We start from the raw sequence: 22,491 nt of genomic DNA, 5'->3' as shown, positions 1-22,491 counted from the left end.
AATCGACTCAGCGTTCGATTATCGAACGGATTGTTGTCTAGCTAATCTTCGTGTAAAGCAGCCAGTTCAGCTGCCCAACTGTCAATGTGGGAGCTGGCTTGCCTGCGATTGCATCAACTCGATTTGCCTGCTGGACCGAGTCGTCTGCATCGCAGGCAAGCCAGCTCCCACATCGCCTCGTGGCTGCTACAAAATCGTGTCAGACCTCAGGTCGCGTCCGCATGGCTGACCATGCCCTTGATGACCACAGCGGCCGTGGCCAATGCCGCCGGAATCACCAGCGCCGTCAGCACCTGCTCGAAGTTCCAGCCCAACCCCAGCAAGGTTGCGCCCATCCACGCACCGAGGATCGCGCCGAAGCGGCCGATGCCGAGCATCCACGACACGCCGGTAGCGCGGCCTTGGGTCGGGTAGAAGCGTGCGGCCAGTGACGGCATCGCCGATTGCGCACCGTTGACGCACATCCCGGCAACCAGCACCAAGGTGGCCAGCAACGTGATATTGCCCAGGCTCTGCCCCACCGCGTAGGCGAACACCCCGGCGAGCAGGTAGAAAGTGCCGATGACCTTGTGCGGATTGAACCGGTCCATCGCCCAGCCCACGCCGACCGCACTCAACACGCCACCAAACTGGAAGAGCGCGCCGATAAACGCCGCCTGTTCCATGCTGGCGCCGCTGTCGCGCATCAGGGTCGGCAGCCAACTGGTCAGCAGGTACACGATCACCAGGCCCATGAAGTAGGTGAGCCACAGCAACAAGGTGCCGGCGCTGTAAGTGCCGGAGAAGATCACCGCGAACACGTTGCGCGCCTTGACGGTTTTTTGTTCGGGCACGCTGAAGCTGGTGGCGTGGGTGACGAGGTTGGGCTCGATGGGTGACAAGGTCTTGCGCACCTTGTCGGTGCCGCGATTGCGCACCACGAGGTAGCGCGCCGATTCCGGCAGCCACACCAACAGCACCACCGCCAGGATCAACGGCAGAATGCCGCCAATCATCAGCAAGCTGTGCCAGCCGAACGCTGGAATCAGCTTGGCCGAGATAAATCCGCCACCGGCCATGCCCAGGTTGAACCCACAGAACATGCTGGTGACCAGCAGCGACTTGTGACGCTCGGGCGTGTATTCGGAGAGCAGCGTGGTGGCATTCGGCATCCCCGCACCCAGGCCCAGCCCGGTGAGGAAACGCAACACCAGCAACTGGTCAACGTTAGTGCTGTAGGCCGAGGCCAGGCTGAATGCGCCAAACACCAGCACCGCACTCACCAACACCACTTTGCGCCCAAAGCGGTCGGCCAACGGGCCGGAGCCCAGCGCGCCGAAGACCATGCCGATCAGCGCGGCGCTCATCACCGGGCCGAGGCTGGCGCGGTCGATGCCCCAGTCCTGCGAGAGTGCGGGCGCGATAAAGCCCATGGCGGCGGTGTCGAGCCCGTCGAGGAAGACAATCAGGAAGCACAGGATCACCACGCGCCATTGATAGCGTGACAACGGCTGGGCATTGATAAAGGACTGCACGTCCAGGTTAGTACCGACAGAGGGCTGATTCATTATTGTTATTTCCACACCGATGGGCGGGCGAACGACCTGAGGTCGTCATTATTATTGGGCGGCGCTGACAGCGCTGCCGCACATTAATAAGCCAGGGGAAACACCGTCAATTGATCAAGCCGGGATCTGTGCGGTCATCGAACACTTAGGCAAACAGTTGCGCACTCAGCTCACGGCTGGCGCTGAGCATGCTGGGCAGGAAACGCTGCTCCAGCTCGCTGCGGCTGACCCGACCGGCGTGAGTACTCACGTTGAGCGCGGCCAGCACCTGGCCGGACGCGTCGTACACCGGCACGGCGATGGAACGCAGGCCCTGCTCCAACTCCTGGTCGACAATGCACCAGCCCTGCTGGCGTACTTGCTGCAGGCATTCGAACAAGGCGTCGGGCGTGGTCAGGGTGCGGCTGGTCTTGGTTTGCAGGTCGGCGTGGTCGAGGTAGTCCTGCAGCGAGGCATCGTCGAGTGCCGCGAGCAGGATGCGGCCCATGGACGTGCAGTACGCCGGCAAGCGCCCGCCCACCGACAAGTCCACGGAAATCAAGCGCTGGGTGGTGGCGGAACGGGCGATATAAAGGATGTCGTCGCCCTCCAGCGTCGCCATGTTGCAGGCTTCATGCAGTTGCTCGCTCATGCGATCGAGGTAAGGCTGAGCCGACACCGCCAGCGGCGTAGAGGATAAATAGGCGTGCCCCAGGGTCAGGACTTTGGGCAACAGTGAATAGGTACGCCCGTCGGTGGTGGCGTAACCTAGCTTGATCAACGTGTGCAGGCAACGGCGCACGGCGGCGCGGGGGATTTCGGTGCGGTGGCTGATCTGGGCGATGGTCAGGTGGCGCTTGCGCTCCTGGAAGGCTTGCACCACGGCCAGGCCACGGGCCAGGGAAGTCATGAAGTCCGGATCACCGGTAAACGCCTGGATGCGCTTGGCCGGGGACGCCACGATCGGTGGCGCCACTGACGCGAAGGAGTTGCGCAATTGATCGTTCATTTCAGGGTCCTTTCTCTTATTTTCAACCGCTGGGAGGGTTGGCCGCTATTACAAGCCGCGCTGGCCAGAATGCACAAGGCGGGGTCAGTAACTTTGGGCGATTATCGGACGATCATGCGATTATCGCAATTTTCCGGCCGCGCAATGGCGCTCAACGAACCAGCACACTTCACGGATGTGCCGAAGGGATCGCTTAAGTTTGAGCAACCATCCGCCATTTATAAAAGTGCAGAAGGTCGACACGTTTTTTTCGAAAAGACTGACACCTGTATGTAACAAAACCCTCACGCAACGTTGACGCTTTTTAACTTCACGACGATAGTGTTATTCAAATACGTCGCTATAATGCAACCTGTGCAGAGGTCGGCCCGGTAACAATAATCGGGATTGGAGCTCGCCAGGCTTTGCAGCGTTCGAGCATCGCCGGTCACACGTATCCGCTTAAATGTTTGCCCCTTGTGCTTCTTTCAAACTTGAACAGTTCGCCTGTTCAACTTGAAACAGCCCGAGGACGACTTTCAAGCGTGGCGCTGCACATTCAATACACTCAACTCATTTAGGTAACACTGTGACGAAAGACGAACTGCGCGCGGAACTTGAGCGCCAGGAGCAACGTTACAAGGACGTTTACGGCGGGGAAATCACCACTTACGCCGCCCAGCCTGAGCCCGAGCGCAAGCCCTGGCGCAAACGAGCCAGTTTGCTCGATCAGGCATTTGCCCAGGAAATCCAAAAGATTGAACAGGAACTCAAAACCGAAGAGCCATAAGCATTTGGATTTGAGCTTCAAGGTTTTGCCACCGCCGCTGGCGCATTGCCAGCGGCGGGCAACCTGATTTAATCAGGCTCCTACAGCCTTGAACGAAATTTCGTACAAATGTTTCAAATGTGACAGTTCGGTCAAAAAAAACCGCGTTATCGCCCCCCAGCTTTATAAATCAAAGACTTGCCAAAGCCCCGAAAACCCTGGGATGCGCACCTCTGCCCGGTTTTTTTTCAATGAAGATTGTTACCGATGAGCAGCTAGTGCATCGATTACTGAGGTTTTCTGGCATAATCGCGCCCCCTTACGACCGGGTCAGAAAACCTTCATGATCGATTTATTCAGCGGACTGGATGCGTGGGTTCTAGTGAGCCTGTTGCTCGCCCTGGCCTTTGTCCTCGCCTTCGAGTTCATCAATGGCTTTCATGACACTGCTAACGCGGTGGCCACAGTCATCTATACCAAAGCCATGCCGCCGCACCTGGCCGTGTTCTTCTCCGGGGTGTTCAACTTCCTCGGCGTGTTGCTCGGTGGTGTCGGTGTCGCGTACGCCATCGTGCATTTGCTGCCGGTGGAGTTGCTGATCAATGTGAACACCGGCCATGGTCTGGCTATGGTCTTCTCCTTGCTGGCAGCGGCGATTACCTGGAACCTGGGCACCTGGTACTTCGGTATCCCGGCCTCCAGTTCCCACACCCTGATCGGCTCGATCCTGGGTGTCGGCCTGGCCAATGCCCTGATCAACGATATCCCGTTGGCTGATGGTGTGAACTGGCAGAAAGCGATCGATATCGGCGCGTCTCTGGTGTTCTCGCCGATGGCCGGTTTCCTGGTCGCAGCCCTGGTGCTGCTCGGCCTGAAATGGTGGCGCCCGCTGTCGAAGATGCACAAGACCCCGGACCAGCGCCGCAAGCTTGACGACAAGAAACACCCGCCGTTCTGGAACCGCCTGGTGCTGGTGATTTCCGCGATGGCCGTGAGCTTTGTGCACGGCTCCAACGATGGTCAGAAAGGTATCGGCCTGATCATGCTGGTGCTGATCGGTATCGTGCCGGCGCAGTTCGTACTCGACTTGGGCAGCACCACTTACCAGATCGAGCGCACCCGTGACGCCACCGTGCACTTGAGCCAGTTCTACCAGCGTAACAACGCCACCCTCGGCGAGTTTCTGGCGCTGGGCAAAAGCGTGAAGGATGACCTGCCGGGCAAGTTCCAGTGCAACCCGCAGCAGACCGAGCCCACCATCAGCGCGCTGATGGACACCTTGAAGGGTGTCTCGGACTACCACTCGCTGACCTCCGAGCACCGTATCGAAGTGCGCCGCTACCTGCTGTGCCTGGACGACACCGCGAAGAAAGTCGGCAAGCTGCCGGGCCTGGATGCGCGTGAGAAGTCCGACCTGGACAAGCTGCGTAAAGACTTGACGGCCACGACCGAGTACGCGCCGTTCTGGGTGATCCTGGCGGTGGCACTGGCCTTGGGCCTTGGCACTATGGTGGGTTGGAAGCGTGTGGTGCTGACCATCGGTGAGAAGATCGGCAAGCAGGGCATGACGTATGCCCAGGGCATGTCGGCGCAGATCACCACGGCGAGCATGATTGGCCTGGCCAACATCTTTAGCCTGCCGGTTTCGACTACCCACGTGTTGTCGTCCGGTGTCGCCGGGACCATGGTCGCCAATAAAAGCGGCCTGCAGGGTGGTACGGTGAAGACCATTCTGATGGCTTGGGTGTTGACCTTGCCGGCGACGGTGGGCTTGTCGGCCGGGTTGTTCTGGTTGGCGTCCAAGGCGTTGGGTAGTTGATAGGCTACTAGGCTGCGGCTGATATAAAGAAGGCGCGATCTCTGATGGGGGTCGCGCCTTTTTTTTGGGCTGGGGTTTAGTGTGTATATCCGTTGCTGCGGTGAGGGCTGCAATGGGTTCCGCCCTTACGGCGGGTCACTTTTGAAAAGAGCCCAAAAGTAACCAAAAGGCTCTTGCCCCACCACTCGGCACCTCGCTCACGCTTCGGTGTGCCCTCACGCAGGCTTTGGAGCGTGGGCCGCCGCGATGGGCCATCCATGGCCCAACACGGCTAAACCGGCGTCCTGCCGGTTTACCCACGCTCCAAAACCTGCGTTCGGCCAGCGTGGTTTAACGGGGCGCCTAAGATCAAGATCAAAATCTACAGCACGGCGGCCTAGTAGCCGACCTGAGTGGTAGAAGCAAAACCGAGGCGGCCTGACAGCCGACCTGATTCTGGAACCTGAACTCAATCAAATGTGGGAGCTGGCTTGCCTGCGATGGCATCAACTGGGTGTCACTGATAGACCGAGGTGCCTGCATCGCAGGCAAGCCAGCTCCCACAGAAAAGCAAAAGCAGTGCGATGCTGGCAGCTGAACTCGGTCAACTTGTGGGAGCGGGCTTGCTCGCGAAGGCGGTGTGCCAGTGACATATGAGCTGACTGACACACCGCATTCGCGAGCAAGCCCGCTCCCACATTTGGAGCTCAGTGCATCAGATAGAGGTGTGTTGCTATGCTTTTGATCCGCTTTTGCTTATACCACTCAGGTCGGCTACTAGGCCGCCGCGCTCTGCTTTTGATCTTGATCTGACAGGCCCCGTTAACCACGCTGGCAGAACGCAGGGTTGACCGCAGCAACGGATATACACACTAAACCGCAGCCAAAAAAAAGGGCGACCGAAGTCGCCCAAAATGCCTTGCGTGCTCATATAACCCAGAAGAACTTACGGTTCTTTACGCTTATTAGCGTCCTTCCAGATAAAAATTCCAAACCCTACAAAAAACAACACCATGAGGCTGACAGTCAACACTCCGGCAAACACCACATTATCGAAAAACATGACCGGCCTCCTGCACGTGCCCTGTTGCGATAGGGCTAAGTTAATGGAGAAGGCGGATGGGAAAATTGACGGGGATCAATGTCGCCCGCAAAGGGGCGTAAAGAAGGGCAATAACTGACCTGCATCAACAGATGCAGGTTGTTTCAACGTTTTTTCGGCTTGTTCTTCGACTTTTTCTTAACTTTGCCAAGTGGCATCGCTTGCTCAAACGCCTGGCGCACTTCATTCAGGCGCTTGTCATTAAGGTCATGCACGCGTTTGGCGCGTTCGGCATTCAGGTCAATCAGCTTGTCGTCATCACTCATGGCTTGGCTTACGTCGTGGCGGGAATGGCTCAATAATGCGGCCTCCCCCGCCCAACGGCAAATCAGCGGGCGACAAAATGCAGGGCATCGCCCAAAATCGGCCCTTTCCACTCGACCCCGGAGGCGCACTCAGGTGGCACTGCACAAGGACCTTCCGCCGCTGCTGGCCCTGCGCGCCTTCGAAGCCGTCGCGCGGCACTTGAGTTTCATCAAGGCGGCGAACGAGCTGTCGGTCACCCAAAGTGCCTTGAGCCACCAGGTGCACAAACTCGAACAGCATTTGGGCAAACCGCTGTTTATCCGACGCACCCGCGCGATTGACCTGACCGCCGACGGCCAACGTTACTACGCCGAAATCCGCCCCGCCCTCGACGCCATCGCCGCCGCCACGCGCGCGCAAAAAACAGCGCCCACTACCACCGTGCTACGCGTCGGCCTGCTGGCATCCTTCGCCACCCTGTGGCTGGCCCCACGCCTGGCCGGCTTTCTCAACCGTTACCCGCATATCCAGGTCGAGTTGCTGCCGGCGATTCAATTGGCCAACGTCGCCGCGGCCGAGGTGGATCTGGCCATCCGCTATGGCAAAGGCGATTGGCCGGACGTACAAGCCACCCGCCTGATGCCCGAAGTGATCTCACCAGTGTGCAGCCCGGCCTTCAAGGCCGGCCCACTGCACAACGGCGCGTTATTGATGGCCACCTCGCACCGGCCCTTCGAATGGACGGATTGGTCCGCGCATTATCACGTCGACCTCGAGCACCACCCCCGCGTGATGCTGCACGACTACAACATCGTGGTCGAAGCGGCTGTGGCCGGCCAGGGCATCGCCATGGGCCGGCACCGCTTGATCGAGCGCAAGCTGCAGGACGGCAGCCTGGTGGAAGCCTTCGACTGGCCGCCCTATCACAGCGAAATCGGCTACTGGCTGATCGCGCCCCAAGGCCCCGCCAGCGACGCGGCCGAATGCTTCAGCCAGTGGTTGAAGAACGCCTGCCGCGACGCGTGAGTTTTTTCGATACGTCAGGTGAGATCTATCCGTTTGTCGCCCGACGGCCCAGCCAACATGCTGAAACCTTATTGCCCCTAGAGGATTCAACATGCGCGACTCCCTTCACCAACGCGTGCAAGCCCTTGGCCTGACGCTGCCAACGCCCAGCCAGCCGGCGGCCAACTACATCAGCCATGTGATCAGCCAGAACCAGCTGTTTATCTCTGGGCAAATTCCCATGATCGATGGCAAACCCGCCTACATCGGCCGGTTAGGCGAAACCCTCAGCGATGAAGAAGGCGCCCAGGCGGCAGAGTTGGCGGCGCTGGGCCTGTTGGGGCAATTGAGCGATGCCGTCGGTGATGACCTGTCGCGCGTGGTGCGCATTCTGCGCCTGGGTGTGTTCATTGCCAGCAGCGGCGACTTCCAGCGCCAAAGCGTGGTCGCCAACGGCGCATCGAACCTGGTGGTCAACGCCCTGGGTGACAAAGGCCGGCATGTGCGGACTGCCGTCGGGGTGTCCAGCCTGCCGGCCGGCGTGGCGGTGGAGGTTGATGCGATTTTCGAGTTGCAGGCGTGAGCCCGCTCGAAGTTCAGCAGCTGCGCGACGCAACACCCGGCTGCCAGTCGGGCATCGTGCACTTTAACCACGCGGGTGCCTCGCTGCCCAGCCAGGCCACGCTGGACGCAATCATCGACCAGTTGCAACGCGAAGCCCGCGACGGCCCGATGGAGGCCGGCGAGCAGGGTGAAGTGCTGGTAGAAAAAGCCCGGCGCGCAGCCGCGCAATTGCTCAATGCGCCGACCTCGTCTATCGCGTTTGCCAGCAGCGGCTCAAGCGCCTGGAGCATGGCCTTCCAGGCCTTGGGCCCATGGCAACCTGGCGAGCGCATTCTGGTCGGCCGCCACGAATGGGGCGGCAACCTGGCGAGCATGCAACAGGCGGTGCAAGCCGGCGCACGGATAGAAGTCATTCCCTGCGATGAAACCGGCGCAGTCTGCCCGGTGGCGCTGGAGTCGATGATTGATGCCAGGGTCAAACTGATCGACTTGACCTGGTTGCCGGCCAACGGCGGCCTGATCAACCCAGCCCAGGCGATCGGCGCAGTGGCCAGGCGTCACGCCATTCCCTATTTCATCGACGCCGGCCAAGCGGTCGGCCAACTGCCGGTGGATGTGCAGGCGCTGCACTGCGATGTACTCAAGTCGGCCGGCCGCAAACACCTGCGTGGGCCCCGCGGCACGGCGTTACTGTATGTGCGACCGGATTTTCTCTCGCAGCTCAATCCCGCCCAGCGCGATGTGTTTTCCGCACCCTGGACCGCCGAAGGCTTCGACCTGCGCGATGACGCCCGGCGTTTTGAAACCAGCGAGGTGTCTTTTGCCTTGTTGGCTGGCTTGGGCAATGCGTTGCAGGAGGTGAATCGACTGGGCGTGGAGCACACGTGGGAAAGGGTCTTACAACTCAGTGAGCGAATCCGTGAAGCATTGCGTCAGTTGCCGGGGGTTTCCCTGCACGACCTGGGCACGGCGCACTCAGGACTGATCGCCTTCAACCTCGCAGGCTGGGACGCCTTCGAGCTCAAACGACGCCTGGGGTTGAAACGAATCAACATCGGCGCAAATGGTGTGGCCTACACGCCGCTGGACATGCAGGCGCGAGGGCTGACGAGCGTTGCGCGGGTGTCGGTCAGCCCGCTCAACACCGAACATGACATTGAACGGCTGATCACCGCGCTACGCGAATTGCGTGACTAAACCTCGACGTCCACCCACAGGCCCTGGCGCGGCGCATCTTCGATCAGCGGCACCACTGGCACGGTGTTGTCGGCGTTGAGCACATCGCCGGGGATCGCCAGGTGTGCTTCGGGGTCTTCGTCGGCTTCACGCCGGCGCTTCTGCTGTTCCTGCTGGCGGCGTTGTTCCTCGCGCAGCAGCAAGGTTGACTGCTCGGCATCGCCCTTTTTCAGGTCGATCGTGCTTTCGTTGGAGCCCGCTTGCACTGGCACCACGGGCGGGATATCCGGCTTCTGACGCACCGGGTCAAGTTGCGACGTGACCGGCACAACGCTGACGGGCAGCATGGGTGGCAGCATAATAATTATTCTCCTGATCAACAGGCTGTCGGCGGGTTGCAGGGCGACTTGAGCTCAAGCTCGCCAAGCTGTGACCCAGTCGACACTCGCAAGTGCCCGCCACCCGTCGATCCAGCTTTCGAACCCGCGCGTTAACGGAGTAGTTTTTGTCAGAGTCCTTTGGCTGAGGGCCTTGTTCCGTTAAGATAGTCGGCTTTTTCACGGCGGGAGTCAGGCAGCATGGCGCAGCAGTATCAACCGGGGCAACGCTGGATTAGTGACAGCGAAGCAGAGCTGGGGTTAGGCACCGTTCTGGCACAGGACGGCCGCTTGTTGACCGTGCTCTATCCGGCCACTGGCGACACTCGTCAGTATGCGCTACGGAATGCGCCCCTCACTCGCGTGAGGTTTTCGCCGGGTGATTCCATCACCCATTTCGAAGGCTGGAAAATGACCGTACAGGAAGTCGACGACGTCGATGGCCTGCTGGTTTACCACGGCCTCAATGGGCAGAACGAGCAGGTCACCCTGCCGGAAACCCAACTGTCCAACTTCATCCAGTTCCGCCTGGCCAGCGACCGTCTGTTCGCCGGCCAGATCGATCCGCTGGCCTGGTTCTCGCTGCGTTACCACACCCTGGAACACACCAGCCGCCAACTGCAGTCCTCGCTGTGGGGCTTGGGTGGCGTGCGTGCGCAACCTATTGCTCACCAACTGCACATCGCCCGTGAAGTCGCTGACCGTATCGCGCCGCGGGTATTGCTGGCTGACGAAGTGGGCCTGGGCAAGACCATCGAAGCCGGCCTGGTGATCCATCGCCAGCTGCTTTCCGGCCGCGCCAGCCGCGTACTGATCCTGGTACCGGAAAACCTGCAGCACCAGTGGCTGGTGGAAATGCGCCGCCGCTTCAACCTGCAGGTTGCGCTGTTCGACGAAGAACGCTTCATCGAAAGCGATGCCACCAACCCATTCGAAGACACCCAGTTGGCCCTCGTGGCCCTGGAATGGCTGGTGGACGACGAGAAGGCCCAGGACGCACTGTTCGCGGCCGACTGGGACTTGCTGGTGGTCGACGAAGCCCACCACCTGGTCTGGCATGAAGACAAGGCCAGCCCGGAGTATTCGCTGGTCGAGCAACTTGCCGAGGTGATTCCTGGCGTGCTGCTGCTGACCGCCACCCCGGAACAGCTGGGCCAGGACAGCCACTTTGCGCGCCTGCGCCTGCTGGACCCGAACCGCTTCCACGACCTGCACGCCTTCCGCGCCGAAAGCGAAAACTATCGCCCGGTGGCCGAAGCCGTGCAGGAGCTGCTGGACAAAGGCCGCCTGTCGCCGACCGCACACAAGACCATCCAGGGTTTCCTCGGCGACGAAGGTGAAGCACTGCTCACCGCCGTCAACGATGGCGACACCGAAGCCAGTGCGCGCCTGGTGCGTGAGCTGCTTGACCGCCACGGCACCGGCCGCGTGCTGTTCCGTAACACCCGGGCTGCCGTGCAAGGTTTCCCGGAGCGCAAACTGCACGCCTACCCGCTGCCGAACCCGGACGAATACCTCGAGTTGCCGCTGGGCGAACACGCCGAGCTGTACCCGGAAGTCAGCTTCCAGTCGCAGCCGGACGTGGACGAAGAAAACCGCTGGTGGCGCTTCGACCCACGCGTGGAGTGGCTGATCGACCAGCTGAAAATGCTCAAGCGCACCAAAGTGCTGGTGATCTGCGCCCACGCCGAAACCGCCATGGACCTGGAAGACGCGCTGCGCGTGCGTTCCGGCATTCCAGCCACGGTGTTCCACGAGGGCATGAACATCCTCGAGCGCGACCGCGCCGCCGCTTACTTCGCCGACGAAGAGTTCGGCGCCCAGGTGCTGATCTGCTCGGAAATCGGCAGTGAAGGCCGCAACTTCCAGTTCTCCCACCACTTGGTGCTGTTCGACCTGCCGTCCCACCCTGACCTGCTGGAACAGCGGATCGGGCGTCTGGACCGGATCGGTCAGAAGCACGTGATCGAATTGCACGTGCCGTACCTGGAAACCAGCCCGCAAGAGCGCCTGTTCCAGTGGTACCACGAGGCGCTGAACGCGTTCCTCAACACCTGCCCGACCGGCAACGCCCTGCAACATCAGTTCGGCCCGCGCCTGCTGCCGTTGCTGGAAAACGCCGACGATGGCGAGTGGCAAGCCCTGATCGACGAGGCCCGTGCCGAGCGCGAGCGTCTGGAGCAAGAGCTGCACACCGGTCGCGACCGCTTGCTGGAGCTCAACTCCGGCGGCGCGGGTGAAGGCGATGCCCTGGTAGAGGACATCCTGGAGCAAGACGACCAGTTCGCCCTGCCGATCTACATGGAAACCCTGTTCGACGCCTTTGGCATCGACAGCGAGGACCATTCGGAAAACGCGCTGATCTTGAAGCCCAGCGAAAAAATGCTCGACGCCAGCTTCCCGCTGGGCGACGACGAAGGTGTGACCATCACCTACGACCGTAACCAGGCGCTGTCGCGCGAAGACATGCAGTTCATCACCTGGGAACACCCGATGGTGCAGGGCGGCATGGACCTGGTGCTGTCCGGCTCGATGGGCAACACCGCCGTGGCGCTGATCAAGAACAAGGCGCTCAAGCCGGGCACCGTGTTGCTCGAATTGCTGTACGTGAGTGAAGTGGTTGCGCCGCGCTCCTTGCAACTGGGCCGCTACTTGCCACCGGCGGCCTTGCGCTGCCTGCTGGACGCCAATGGCAATGACCTGTCCGGCCGCGTGTCGTTTGAAACCCTGAACGACCAGCTCGAAAGCGTGCCACGCGCCAGCGCCAACAAGTTCGTGCAGGCTCAGCGTGACCAACTCACGCCGCGCATCAATGCCGGTGAAGAGAAGATCACCCCGCGCCACGCCGAGCGAGTGGCCGAGGCCAAGCGCCGCCTGGCGGCGGACACCGACGAAGAGCTGGCGCGCCTGACCGCGTTGCAAGCGGTCAACCCGACCGTGCGTGACAGCGAGCTGGTGGCCCTGCGTCAGCAACGCGAGCAAGGTTTGGCCATGCTCGACAAAGCGGCGCTGCGACTGGAAGCGATTCGGGTGTTGGTGGCGGGTTGATTACCGCCCTGCCCTGTTAAGAAGAAGGCCCGCGTAATGCGGGCCTTTTTTTGTTTAGCTTGAGGGCCTCATCGCGGGCAAGCCCACTCCCACAGTTGGAATGCATTCCCCTGTGGGAGCGGGCTTGCCCGCGATGGCGTCACCTCGGTCTCAAGCGGTAGCCGCCGCAGCCGGCACCTCAGCCGCCCCCAACCCATCCTTCATGCGCTTGGCATCGCGCACAAAACTGCGCGACGCCTGAAACAGAAACAGCAGGGTCAAAAACAGCGCCACTGGAATCAGGTACATGGCGTCGTGCAGCCCCACCGCCTTATAAGCCTCGGTCATCTGCGCCGCCCCATCGGCATACATCGCCGAATGGGCAAAGTGATCAGACAGCCCGCCCACCACAATCGGCCCCATGCCGCCGCCCAACAGGTACAACCCGGCGAAGAACAGCGCCATCGCCGTGGCCCGCAGGCGCGGCTCAACCACGTCCTGAATGGCGGTGTACACGCAGGTATAGAAGTTGTAGGCAAACAGCCAGCCCACACTGAACAGCGCCACGAACACACCAATCTCGATGCGTCCGGCGTGCAACGCCCACGCGGTGGTGACGGTGGAGATGATCAAGCTGCAGGCAGCGAACAACAGTCGGCCATTGGCGATTCGTTGATGGATCTTGTCGGCAATCCAGCCGCCCAACGTCAGGCCCACCAGGCCGGTGATGCCAACGATTACGCCAGTGGCAACCGCCGCCTCCTGCAACGGCATCAGGAAATAGCGCTGCAACATCGGCACCAGAAACGAGTTGCACGCATAGGTGGCAAAGTTGAAGCACAGCCCGGCCAGCACCAGCCACAGGAAGGTCGGCACCGCCAGCACGCGGCGGATCGGGCGATCGACGCGTTCCTGCGAGACCTGCACGGTTTCGGCCGCGCCGCGCTTGGGTTCCTTGATATAGAACATGAACACCGCGAGGATCAGCCCCGGCACGGCGGCGATAAAGAACGGCGCGCGCCAGCTGTCGAACGCCTTGACCATCGCGCCGATGGTGAAGAACGCCAGCAGCAGGCCTAACGGCAGGCCGAGCATGAAAATACCCATGGCGCGGGCGCGGCGGTGAGCGGGAAACAGGTCGCCGATCAGTGAGTTGGCCGCCGGCGCATAGCTGGCTTCGCCAATGCCGATGCCCATGCGCACCAGCAGGAAGGTCCAGAAACTGCCGACCATGCCGTTGAGTGCGGTCAGCCCGCTCCAGGCAAACAAGCCCCAGCCCATCAGTTTGCTGCGCGAACCGGTGTCGGCCATGCGCCCCAGCGGCAAACCGGCAATGGCATAGACGATGGTGAAGGCGGTGCCGATGATGCCGAGCTGAAAGTCGCTCAGGTGCCATTCCATACGGATGGGTTCGATGATGATCGCGGGGATGGTGCGGTCGAAGAAATTGAACAGGTTGGCCAGGAACAGCAGGAACAGAATGCGCCAGGCATTCGCCGCTTGGGTCGAGTTCTGCATGGGTCCGTCTCTTTTATTGTTATGAGAGCTGCGATGCCCGATGCATCCTGCCCGGTACCTGCAACATAGTCAGGCAGGTGCCGGTTGTCTGTAATGATTCGTAAAGCTGATAGGGCATGATTTCGCCCGGTATCACGGGACTTCGCCTACAAAAATATAAGTTCACGCCCCCCTTCCCAACGGCAACGCCAAGGATAGAATGGCGAGCCTTCCGTAACACCCACATCCTACTTTTCTTATCGATGACGCCCATGTCCGAAGCCAGTCCGTGTCTGAGTTGCGGTGCCTGCTGTTCACACTTTCGTGTGTCTTTCTTCTGGGGTGAGTGCGCCTCATCGGGGGGCACCGTGCCCGATGACCTGGTGGTGCAGATCAATCCCACGCGCGTGGCGATGATCGGCACCGACCAGAAACCCGCGCGTTGCTGCAGCCTTGAGGGGGAAGTCGGCAAAGGCACCCGTTGCACGATCTATGAGCAGCGTTCGAGCCCGTGTCGCGAGTTCGACGCGTCGTGGAGCCAGGGCGAACAGAACGTCGATTGCGACACGGCACGCGCCGCCTTTGGCTTGCCGCCGCTTGAGGCGCCTTTCGAGTTCGACCTGCCGATCAGCGCTTAGCAGCAAACGCTATGGCGAGCATGCCAAAATCATTCAGAGCAAAGTGCCATTATTCCTGGCAAATCCCGCAAGGCTTCTATACTCGAGGTCATAAGCCATTGCTGTAGGCAATGACGTACTGACTTTGACGGGACATGCTATGGAATGGCGAGGTATGTATTTTTTTACCGAGCTTCCAGATAACGGGCATTTATTACTCAATTGCAGTCATAACCCCTTTCTGGTGCTGCTGGCGTACTTGGTCGCTTGTGCAGCAGGGTTCGGAACCTTGGACATGGCCGAGCGCGTCGGCCACGTGGAAGACCCTACTGCGCGCCGCCACTGGCGCTGGCTGGGGGCGGGATGCCTGGCAGGCGGCATCTGGTCGACTCACTTCATCAGCATGCTGGCCTTTCAGGCACCTATTGCCATTTATTACGAACTGCTCATGACGTTCGCCTCGCTGGTGATCGCCCTGATTGCCTCGTTGTTTGCCATGCAAACCCTCAGTCACGCTCATTTGCGCTTTCATCAATACCTGCTGGCATCGGTATGGATGGGGCTGGGCATTGCCTTGATGCACTACGTCGGCATGTCGGCCATGCGCTCCCAGGCCCAGGTGTACTTCGACTCGGGGCTGTTTTTGGCGTCGGTGGGCATCGCCATTGGCGCCAGCCTGGCCGCGTTGCTGCTGTCGTGCTACCTGCGTAACGGCACCGGGGTGTTCCATCAATTGCTCAAATACGCCGCCAGCCTGGTGCTGGGCGCCGGCATCCTGAGCATGCACTTCACCGGCATGGCTGCCATGCAAATGCTGGTGCCCAGCGGCGCGGACCTCGCATTGCCGCTGGACAACAACCCCATTCAGCTTGGCTTGTCCGTGGCCGTGATCACCCTGTTGGTGATTGGCAGCAGCGTCAGTGCAGCACTGGCCGACAAAAAACTGCAGCACAAGGAACGCGACCTGCGCCGGGTCAACGCGCTGCTCAGCGAACTGGACCAGGCCCGCGCCTCGCTGCAACAGGTCGCGCATTTTGATGCGCTGACCACCCTGCTCAACCGTCGCGGCTTCAATCAGATTTTCGCGGAGAAAGTCGCCGAAAAAACTGCAAGCCACGGCATGATGGCGGTGATCTTCCTCGATATCGACCACTTCAAGCGCATCAACGACAGCCTTGGGCATGATGCCGGCGACCAGTTACTCACCGTGTTGGCCGGGCATATCAAAGGGTCGGTGCGCAGCCATGACGATGTGGTTGCGCGCTTTGGCGGCGATGAATTCTGCATCCTCATCAGCATTCACCATCGCGACGAAGCGCGGCATATGGCGCAGCGCATCATGCAGAAGATGAAAGAGCCGATCGAACTGGCCGGCCGGCGCATGGTGATGACCACCAGCATCGGCATCAGCCTGTTTCCCGATGACGGCCTGACCTGTGAGGAGCTGCTGAAAACCGCCGACCTGGCGCTTTACCAGTCCAAAGACACCGGGCGCAACAGCCTGAACTTTTTCAGTTCCAACCTCAAAACCCGCGCGTTTCTGGAACTGCAACTGGAAGAAGAGCTGCGCGCCGCCCTGCGCACGCGCAACCAGTTGGTCCTGTTTTATCAGCCGATCTTCGACATGAAACTCGGCAAGGTTACCCGCCTGGAAGCCCTGGTGCGCTGGCAACACCCGCAACACGGGCTACTGGCGCCGGACCGGTTTATCGCCATTGCCGAAAGCAACGGGCTGATTGCCGAACTGGACCACTGGGTATTACGCCAGGCGTGCCACGATTTGAGCCTGCTGTCTGACCGCGGCTATACCGAACTGACCATGGCCGTGAACTGCTCGGCCCTCAACCTGGCGCGTGACGAACTGGCGGATGAAATCGAAGACGCCCTGCGCTTCGCCGGCATCGCCGCCGGACGCCTGGAGCTGGAAGTCACCGAAAACGCCCTGATGGGCAACATCAGCAGCACGCTCGCGCTGTTGCGGCAAATCCGGGCACTGGGCGTGTCGCTGGCGATTGATGACTTCGGCACTGGCTACTCGTCACTGGCTTATCTCAAGCGCCTGCCGCTCAACACGCTGAAGATCGACCGTTCCTTTATCCAGGACATTCCCAAATCGACTGCCGATATCGAGATCGTCCAGGCGATTATCGGCATGGCTCACACGCTGCACCTGCACGTTGTCACCGAAGGCGTGGAAACCCAGGCGCAATTCGAACTGCTGCTCAACCATGGCTGTGACTTCATTCAGGGCTACCTGCTGAGCCCGGCGGTGCCTTTGAGCGATGTGGTCGGCGTGATCCAGGGCATCCAGATGCGTAACCCGCTCTACCCTTTCAGCGTGGAAGGCAGCAAAGACACCACGCCGCCCAAAGACCTTGTCACAGGCCGTATCGGCCCACCTTCCATCGTCAGGCCAATTCGTTGACGCCGAATATTTCGGCATTTAGCCATCATTTGCCTGAAGAAGGCCGAAGAACGGCCGACTCCTCAGCGTCCACATGGCGTTGCTCATCGGATTGGGAATACCAAGGTTATTTCGTTGAATAACCATACTGGCAAGACGGCTTAGACCGAGTTGCGGCTATCGCAGGCAAGCCAGCTCCCACACTTGGAATGCATGTCAAATGTGGGAGATGGCTTTCCTGCGATAGCGGTCTGCCAGTCACGTCAGACCGTCATCTTTGCCACACCCAGAAACAATTCCCCGAGCCTTCGGCCCCGCGCACAACTGTTCCCGTGACGCGCACGTCACCCTCACCTGTGACCTTTCTCTACGGCAAGGTGCCATCACGGCGCCGGCGGTTACTCCGCTACACACTTGCAAGGGCCCGAGCAGTGCACCTTTTTAGCGCATCCGTTTCTTACGCCGCCCTTTCCTGGATCAGAATCCACGGCGAAACCACCACCGCCCACAGGCTTGGATCCCTCTCGGCCAGGTCCAATGCCCGCGTCGCAGACACCTCGCCAAGGCTCCCTGCAGCCAGCCATGCAGCGACTTTGTCACGGTTATCCTCGGCCATTCCTTCGGCGGCTTCGATCAAATCCAGGCCGGCGTCGACCCACAATAGGGCACCCTTGGCAAAGAACGGCTCGAGCTCCTTCCAGGAAATTTCGGCGGTTTCACCGAGCAGCTTGGCATAGAGGGTGCTAGGTTCTTGCGTCATGGGAATTCACCTGAATAAAAAATCGGCGCAATCATAGCGTCAGGCGTCAGGCAGAAAAACCCAGTTGCAAATGAGGCACCGAACGAAAGTGTCAGGAAAGCCAAGGATTGCCTGAAACTCTGGCATCACCCCGCCGCAATTCTGTCTTTTTCTTTCATTAAAGCGACACCCCCGGCGTTTGCCCCCAGCAGCCAGCTTTTCAAGCGATCAACCGGCGCTCTACACTGTACCGGTACAGTTGCCAGGGCAATGCCGGGGGGATATCCGAGATATCTGATCCGGTTCTGCAGCTCACAAGGCCGCTAGAACTATAAAAAATACAACAGTAAGAGTGGAGCACTATGAATAAGGCTACTAAGCAGATTTCCAAACTGTTTGCCGCTATGGTCCTGGCTGGGGTTGCCGGCCATTCGTTCGCAGCCGACACCATCAAGATCGGTATCGCAGGTCCAAAAACCGGCCCTGTGACGCAATACGGCGACATGCAATTCATGGGTGCCAAGCAGGCAATCGCCGACATCAACGCCAAGGGCGGCGTCGACGGCAAAATGCTTGAAGCCAAAGAATACGACGACGCTTGCGATCCGAAACAAGCCGTTGCCGTAGCCAACAAAGTGGTCAACGACGGCGTCAAGTTCGTAGTCGGTCACCTTTGCTCCAGCTCCACTCAGCCAGCAACCGACATCTACGAAGACGAAGGCGTGATCATGATCACTCCGGCGGCTACCAGCCCGGAAATCACCGCCCGTGGTTATAAACTGGTATTCCGTACCATCGGCCTGGACAGCGCCCAGGGCCCGGCAGCCGGCAACTACATCGCCGACTTCGTGAAGCCAAAGGTGGTTGCCGTACTGCACGACAAACAGCAATACGGTGAAGGCATCGCGACTGCCGTTAAACAGACCCTTGAGAAGAAAGGCGTGAAAGTCGCTGTCTTCGAAGGCCTGAACGCCGGCGATAAAGACTTCTCCTCGATCATCCAGAAGCTCAAGCAAGCCAACGTCGACTTCGTCTACTACGGCGGCTACCACCCAGAGCTGGGCCTGATCCTGCGCCAAGCCAAGGAAAAAGGCCTGAACGCCAAGTTCATGGGCCCGGAAGGCGTCGGCAACGACTCCATCTCGCAAATTGCCCAGGACGCTTCCGAAGGCCTGCTGGTAACCCTGCCTAAATCCTTCGACACCGACCCTGCCAACAAAGCCATTGTTGAAGAGTTCGCCAAGAACAAACAGGACCCAACCGGTCCGTTCGTGTTCCCGGCTTACTCTGCGGTTGAAGTCATCGCCGGCGGTATCGCTGCCGCGAAGAGCGAAGACACCGCCAAGGTGGCAGCTGCCATCCACGCAGGCACTTTCAAGACCCCTACTGGCGATCTGAGCTTTGACGCCAAGGGCGACCTGAAGGACTTCAAGTTCGTGGTCTACCAATGGCACTTCGGTAAACCAAAAACCGAAGTTTCCCCTCAGTAAGCCAGGCGTTACTGGTCAACAAGCCCACTGTGAGAGCAGTGGGCTTTGTTTTACGAGGTTTATGGGCCTGTCACCCGCGATCCGGGCGCTGGCTCACCTGAAAATCTTAAAACCGTCACCAGCGGTTCGCTGGCAAACGCTTTGTGCAAATGTGCTCATAGAACACAGCGCAGGGCCGGAACATGACTCCCCAGTGAAATGCGTATCGGGTTTTTAGGAGCGCTGTAATGCCTGAGATCTATCATTTTTTCCAACAGCTGGTTAATGGCCTGACCATTGGCAGCACCTATGCCTTGATAGCCATTGGCTACACAATGGTTTACGGCATCATTGGAATGATCAACTTCGCCCATGGCGAGGTGTACATGATTGGTTCCTACGTGGCCTTCATCGCCCTTGCCGGGCTGGCCATGATGGGTATCCACTCCCTGCCGCTGTTGATGACCGCCGCGTTTATCGCGTCGATTGTTGTAACCAGTGCCTACGGCTACAGCATCGAGCGGGTTGCCTATCGTCCCTTGCGTGGCAGCAACCGTTTGATCCCGCTGATTTCCGCCATCGGCATGTCGATATTCCTGCAGAACACTGTATTGCTGTCCCAGGATTCCAAGGACAAGTCCATTCCCAACCTGATCCCGGGGAGCATCTCCTTCGGCCCAGGTGGCGCACAAGAAGTGCTGATTTCCTACATGCAGATCCTGGTGTTCGTCGTCACGCTGGTGGCGATGCTGGGCCTGACGCTGTTCATTTCCCGCTCCCGTCTGGGGCGCGCCTGCCGGGCCTGCGCCGAAGACATCAAGATGGCCAACCTGCTGGGCATCAACACCAACAACATCATTGCCTTGACCTTCGTCATCGGTGCTGCGCTGGCGGCCGTCGCGGCGGTGCTGCTGAGCATGCAGTACGGCGTGATCAACCCCAACGCCGGTTTCCTGGTAGGCCTCAAGGCCTTTACCGCGGCGGTATTGGGCGGCATCGGCAGTATTCCGGGCGCCATGCTCGGCGGTCTGGTGCTGGGCGTGGCTGAAGCCTTTGGTGCCGATATTTTCGGCGACCAATACAAGGATGTGGTGGCGTTCGGCCTGTTGGTTCTGGTGCTGTTGTTCCGTCCGACCGGCATTCTGGGCCGTCCGGAGGTTGAGAAAGTATGAGCAGATATCTTAAATCGGCGTTTTTCAGCGCCTTGCTGGTATGGGCCGTGGCCTTTCCGGTACTCGGCCTCAAGCTGAGCATTGTCGGCATCAACCTGGAAGTGCATGGCACCGGTCCCGTCACCCTGACCATCATCGCCCTGTGCTCGGTGCTGATGTTCCTGCGCGTGCTGTTCACCCAGCAGGTCGGTGCGTTGTTCAAGGGCAACCGTGGGCCATTGGTATCGCCCAAGGTCAGCCAGTTCCTGACCCTGCCGCGCACCCAGCGCTACATCATCATCGGCCTGATCGTGGCCGCGCTGATCTGGCCGTTCTTCGGCTCACGCGGCGCGGTGGATATCGCGACGCTGATCCTGATCTACGTGCTGCTGGGCCTGGGCCTGAACATCGTGGTGGGCCTGGCCGGCCTGCTCGACCTGGGGTATGTGGGCTTCTACGCCGTGGGTGCCTACACCTACGCGTTGCTCTCGCATTACCTGGGCTGGGGCTTCTGGATCTGCCTGCCGCTGGCGGGTATGGCGGCGGCCACGTTCGGCTTCCTGCTGGGCTTCCCGGTGCTGCGCCTGCGTGGTGACTACCTGGCAATCGTGACCCTGGGCTTCGGTGAAATCATCCGACTGTTCCTGCGTAACCTCACCGATATCACCGGCGGCCCCAACGGCATCAGCAGCATCCCCAAGCCGACGTTCTTCGGGCTGTCGTTCGACCGCACCGCCGCCGAGGGCATGCAGACTTTCCACGAGTACTTCGGGATCGACTACAACCCGGTGAGCAAAGTGGTGTTCCTGTACCTGGTGGCGTTGTTGCTGGCACTGGCGGCACTGTTCGTGATCAACCGTCTGCTGCGCATGCCGATCGGGCGGGCGTGGGAAGCGTTGCGCGAAGATGAGATCGCCTGCCGAGCGTTGGGCATGAACCCAACCGTCATCAAACTTTCGGCCTTCACCCTCGGGGCAACATTCGCCGGTTTCGCCGGCAGCTTCTTCGCGGCGCGCCAAGGCCTGGTGACCCCGGAGTCGTTCACCTTTATCGAGTCGGCGATCATCCTCGCCATCGTCGTACTGGGTGGCATGGGCTCGCAGCTGGGCGTGATCCTGGCGGCCATCGTAATGATCCTGCTGCCGGAGATGATGCGAGAGTTCAGCGAATACCGCATGTTGATGTTCGGCGCCATGATGGTGCTGATGATGATTTGGCGTCCCCAAGGTCTGCTGCCGATGCAACGCCCACACATGGAGCTGCGCAAATGAGCCGCGAGATCCTGAAAGTCGACAACTTGAGCATGCGCTTCGGCGGTTTGCTGGCGGTCAACGGCGTGGCCCTGACCGTGAAAGAGAAACAGGTGGTGGCGCTGATCGGCCCCAACGGCGCCGGCAAAACCACGGTGTTCAACTGCCTCACCGGCTTCTACAAACCGAGCGGTGGCAGCATCCTGCTGGACGGCCAGCCGATCCAGGGCCTGGCCGGCCACGAGATCGCCCGCAAGGGCGTGGTGCGCACCTTCCAGAACGTGCGGTTGTTCAAGGACATGACGGCGGTCGAGAACCTGTTGATTGCCCAGCACCGTCACTTGAACACCAACTTCTTTGCTGGCCTGTTCAAGACCCCGGCGTTTCGCAAGAGCGAGCGCGAGGCCATGGAATACGCCGAGTACTGGCTGGACAAGGTCAACCTCACCGAGTTCGCCAACCGCCCTGCCGGCACCCTGGCCTACGGTCAGCAACGTCGCCTGGAAATCGCCCGCTGCATGATGACCCGCCCGCGGATCCTCATGCTCGACGAACCGGCTGCCGGCCTGAACCCCAAGGAAACCGAGGACCTCAAGGCGCTGATCAGCGTGTTGCGTGAGGAAAACAACGCCACTGTGCTGTTGATCGAACACGACATGAAACTGGTCATGAGCATTTCCGACCACATCGTGGTGATCAACCAGGGCACGCCGCTGGCCGACGGGACACCGGAACAGATCCGCGACAATCCTGAAGTGATCAAAGCCTATTTGGGGGAAGCGTAAA

At 60.1% G+C, this 22,491-nt stretch carries 20 protein-coding genes; 13 read left to right on the top strand and 7 right to left on the bottom strand.

Annotation, left to right across the window (positions count from 1 at the left end; genetic code table 11):
* Positions 1-206 precede the first annotated feature (206 nt).
* Together ABWL43_RS06820 and pcaR are read right to left on the bottom strand one after the other, a co-directional pair.
* On the bottom strand, positions 207-1,547 hold the full coding sequence (locus ABWL43_RS06820; RefSeq protein WP_404487266.1) for an MFS transporter: 1,341 nt from the start codon (positions 1,545-1,547) through the stop codon (positions 207-209).
* 145 nt (positions 1,548-1,692) lie between these two features.
* The gene (gene pcaR, locus ABWL43_RS06815) at positions 1,693-2,535 is read right to left on the bottom strand and encodes a pca regulon transcriptional regulator PcaR (RefSeq protein WP_145162733.1); all 843 of its coding nucleotides are present in this window, start codon (positions 2,533-2,535) and stop codon (positions 1,693-1,695) included.
* On the opposite strand from pcaR, the gene ABWL43_RS06810 reads away from it, so the two are divergent.
* From ABWL43_RS06810 to ABWL43_RS06800, 3 genes are all read left to right on the top strand, one after another.
* Positions 2,524-2,811 carry a hypothetical protein gene (locus ABWL43_RS06810; protein ID WP_404487265.1) on the top strand — a complete coding sequence of 96 codons (288 nt, stop codon included), beginning with the start codon at positions 2,524-2,526 and terminating at the stop codon, positions 2,809-2,811. The genes pcaR and ABWL43_RS06810 overlap by 12 nt on opposite strands.
* 292 nt (positions 2,812-3,103) lie before the next feature.
* A complete protein-coding gene (locus ABWL43_RS06805; RefSeq protein ID WP_057701255.1) occupies positions 3,104-3,304 on the top strand; it encodes a hypothetical protein in 201 nt (66 codons plus the stop codon).
* A gap of 322 nt (positions 3,305-3,626) precedes the next feature.
* Positions 3,627-5,102: an inorganic phosphate transporter gene (locus ABWL43_RS06800; protein WP_200623568.1), complete on the top strand. Its 1,476-nt coding sequence runs from the start codon at positions 3,627-3,629 to the stop codon at positions 5,100-5,102.
* Between the two features lie 925 nt (positions 5,103-6,027).
* On the opposite strand, the gene ccoM is transcribed toward ABWL43_RS06800, so the two are convergent.
* Positions 6,028-6,144 (bottom strand): cytochrome c oxidase subunit CcoM, encoded by a 117-nt coding sequence (gene ccoM / locus ABWL43_RS06795; protein WP_017137226.1) that lies wholly within the window; start codon positions 6,142-6,144, stop codon positions 6,028-6,030.
* Positions 6,145-6,287: 143 nt separating this feature from the next.
* Complete coding sequence (locus ABWL43_RS06790; protein ID WP_145162038.1) at positions 6,288-6,482, bottom strand: hypothetical protein; 195 nt, start codon at positions 6,480-6,482, stop codon at positions 6,288-6,290.
* A gap of 100 nt (positions 6,483-6,582) precedes the next feature.
* Here ABWL43_RS06790 and ABWL43_RS06785 point away from each other — a divergent pair, with 100 nt between their 5' ends.
* The 3 genes from ABWL43_RS06785 (at position 6,583) to ABWL43_RS06775 (ending at position 9,195) form a co-directional block, all read left to right on the top strand.
* Entirely contained in the window at positions 6,583-7,455 is an 873-nt protein-coding gene (locus ABWL43_RS06785) for a LysR substrate-binding domain-containing protein (RefSeq protein WP_404487264.1), read from the top strand.
* A 91-nt stretch (positions 7,456-7,546) separates the two neighbouring features.
* Complete coding sequence (locus tag ABWL43_RS06780) at positions 7,547-8,017, top strand: RidA family protein (protein WP_404487263.1); 471 nt, start codon at positions 7,547-7,549, stop codon at positions 8,015-8,017.
* Complete coding sequence (locus tag ABWL43_RS06775; RefSeq protein WP_404487262.1) at positions 8,014-9,195, top strand: aminotransferase class V-fold PLP-dependent enzyme; 1,182 nt, start codon at positions 8,014-8,016, stop codon at positions 9,193-9,195. The genes ABWL43_RS06780 and ABWL43_RS06775 overlap by 4 nt, the downstream gene beginning before the upstream one ends.
* On the opposite strand, the gene ABWL43_RS06770 is transcribed toward ABWL43_RS06775, so the two are convergent.
* Complete coding sequence (locus ABWL43_RS06770; protein WP_145162025.1) at positions 9,192-9,533, bottom strand: aspartate-semialdehyde dehydrogenase; 342 nt, start codon at positions 9,531-9,533, stop codon at positions 9,192-9,194. The two genes, ABWL43_RS06775 and ABWL43_RS06770, sit on opposite strands and share 4 nt — an antisense overlap.
* A gap of 219 nt (positions 9,534-9,752) precedes the next feature.
* Between ABWL43_RS06770 and rapA the strand changes: the two genes are divergently transcribed.
* A complete protein-coding gene (rapA, locus tag ABWL43_RS06765; protein WP_404487261.1) occupies positions 9,753-12,599 on the top strand; it encodes an RNA polymerase-associated protein RapA in 2,847 nt (948 codons plus the stop codon).
* Between the two features lie 150 nt (positions 12,600-12,749).
* Here rapA and ABWL43_RS06760 read toward each other — a convergent pair whose 3' ends face one another.
* Positions 12,750-14,096 carry a spinster family MFS transporter gene (locus tag ABWL43_RS06760; RefSeq protein ID WP_404487260.1) on the bottom strand — a complete coding sequence of 449 codons (1,347 nt, stop codon included), beginning with the start codon at positions 14,094-14,096 and terminating at the stop codon, positions 12,750-12,752.
* Between the two features lie 251 nt (positions 14,097-14,347).
* Between ABWL43_RS06760 and ABWL43_RS06755 the strand changes: the two genes are divergently transcribed.
* Complete coding sequence (locus tag ABWL43_RS06755) at positions 14,348-14,713, top strand: YkgJ family cysteine cluster protein (protein WP_242194219.1); 366 nt, start codon at positions 14,348-14,350, stop codon at positions 14,711-14,713.
* A 139-nt stretch (positions 14,714-14,852) separates the two neighbouring features.
* On the top strand, positions 14,853-17,117 hold the full coding sequence (locus ABWL43_RS06750; RefSeq protein WP_404487258.1) for a putative bifunctional diguanylate cyclase/phosphodiesterase: 2,265 nt from the start codon (positions 14,853-14,855) through the stop codon (positions 17,115-17,117).
* Positions 17,118-17,553: 436 nt separating this feature from the next.
* On the opposite strand, the gene ABWL43_RS06745 is transcribed toward ABWL43_RS06750, so the two are convergent.
* Positions 17,554-17,856 carry a DUF2288 domain-containing protein gene (locus ABWL43_RS06745; protein WP_404487257.1) on the bottom strand — a complete coding sequence of 101 codons (303 nt, stop codon included), beginning with the start codon at positions 17,854-17,856 and terminating at the stop codon, positions 17,554-17,556.
* Positions 17,857-18,197: 341 nt separating this feature from the next.
* Here ABWL43_RS06745 and ABWL43_RS06740 point away from each other — a divergent pair, with 341 nt between their 5' ends.
* From ABWL43_RS06740 to livG, 4 genes are all read left to right on the top strand, one after another.
* Positions 18,198-19,325, top strand: coding sequence for a branched-chain amino acid ABC transporter substrate-binding protein (locus ABWL43_RS06740; protein ID WP_145162009.1), 1,128 nt, complete (start codon positions 18,198-18,200; stop codon positions 19,323-19,325).
* 227 nt (positions 19,326-19,552) lie between these two features.
* A complete protein-coding gene (gene livH / locus ABWL43_RS06735; protein ID WP_106577104.1) occupies positions 19,553-20,476 on the top strand; it encodes a high-affinity branched-chain amino acid ABC transporter permease LivH in 924 nt (307 codons plus the stop codon).
* The gene (locus ABWL43_RS06730) at positions 20,473-21,726 is read left to right on the top strand and encodes a high-affinity branched-chain amino acid ABC transporter permease LivM (protein WP_064451210.1); all 1,254 of its coding nucleotides are present in this window, start codon (positions 20,473-20,475) and stop codon (positions 21,724-21,726) included. Before livH ends, ABWL43_RS06730 begins: the two co-directional genes overlap by 4 nt.
* The gene (livG, locus tag ABWL43_RS06725; protein ID WP_242194225.1) at positions 21,723-22,490 is read left to right on the top strand and encodes a high-affinity branched-chain amino acid ABC transporter ATP-binding protein LivG; all 768 of its coding nucleotides are present in this window, start codon (positions 21,723-21,725) and stop codon (positions 22,488-22,490) included. The genes ABWL43_RS06730 and livG overlap by 4 nt, the downstream gene beginning before the upstream one ends.
* Position 22,491 lies beyond the last annotated feature (1 nt).

This window comes from Pseudomonas sp. HT11, assembly GCF_044875395.1.
GTDB lineage: Bacteria > Pseudomonadota > Gammaproteobacteria > Pseudomonadales > Pseudomonadaceae > Aquipseudomonas.
This window is presented reverse-complemented; position numbering and strand designations above follow the sequence as displayed.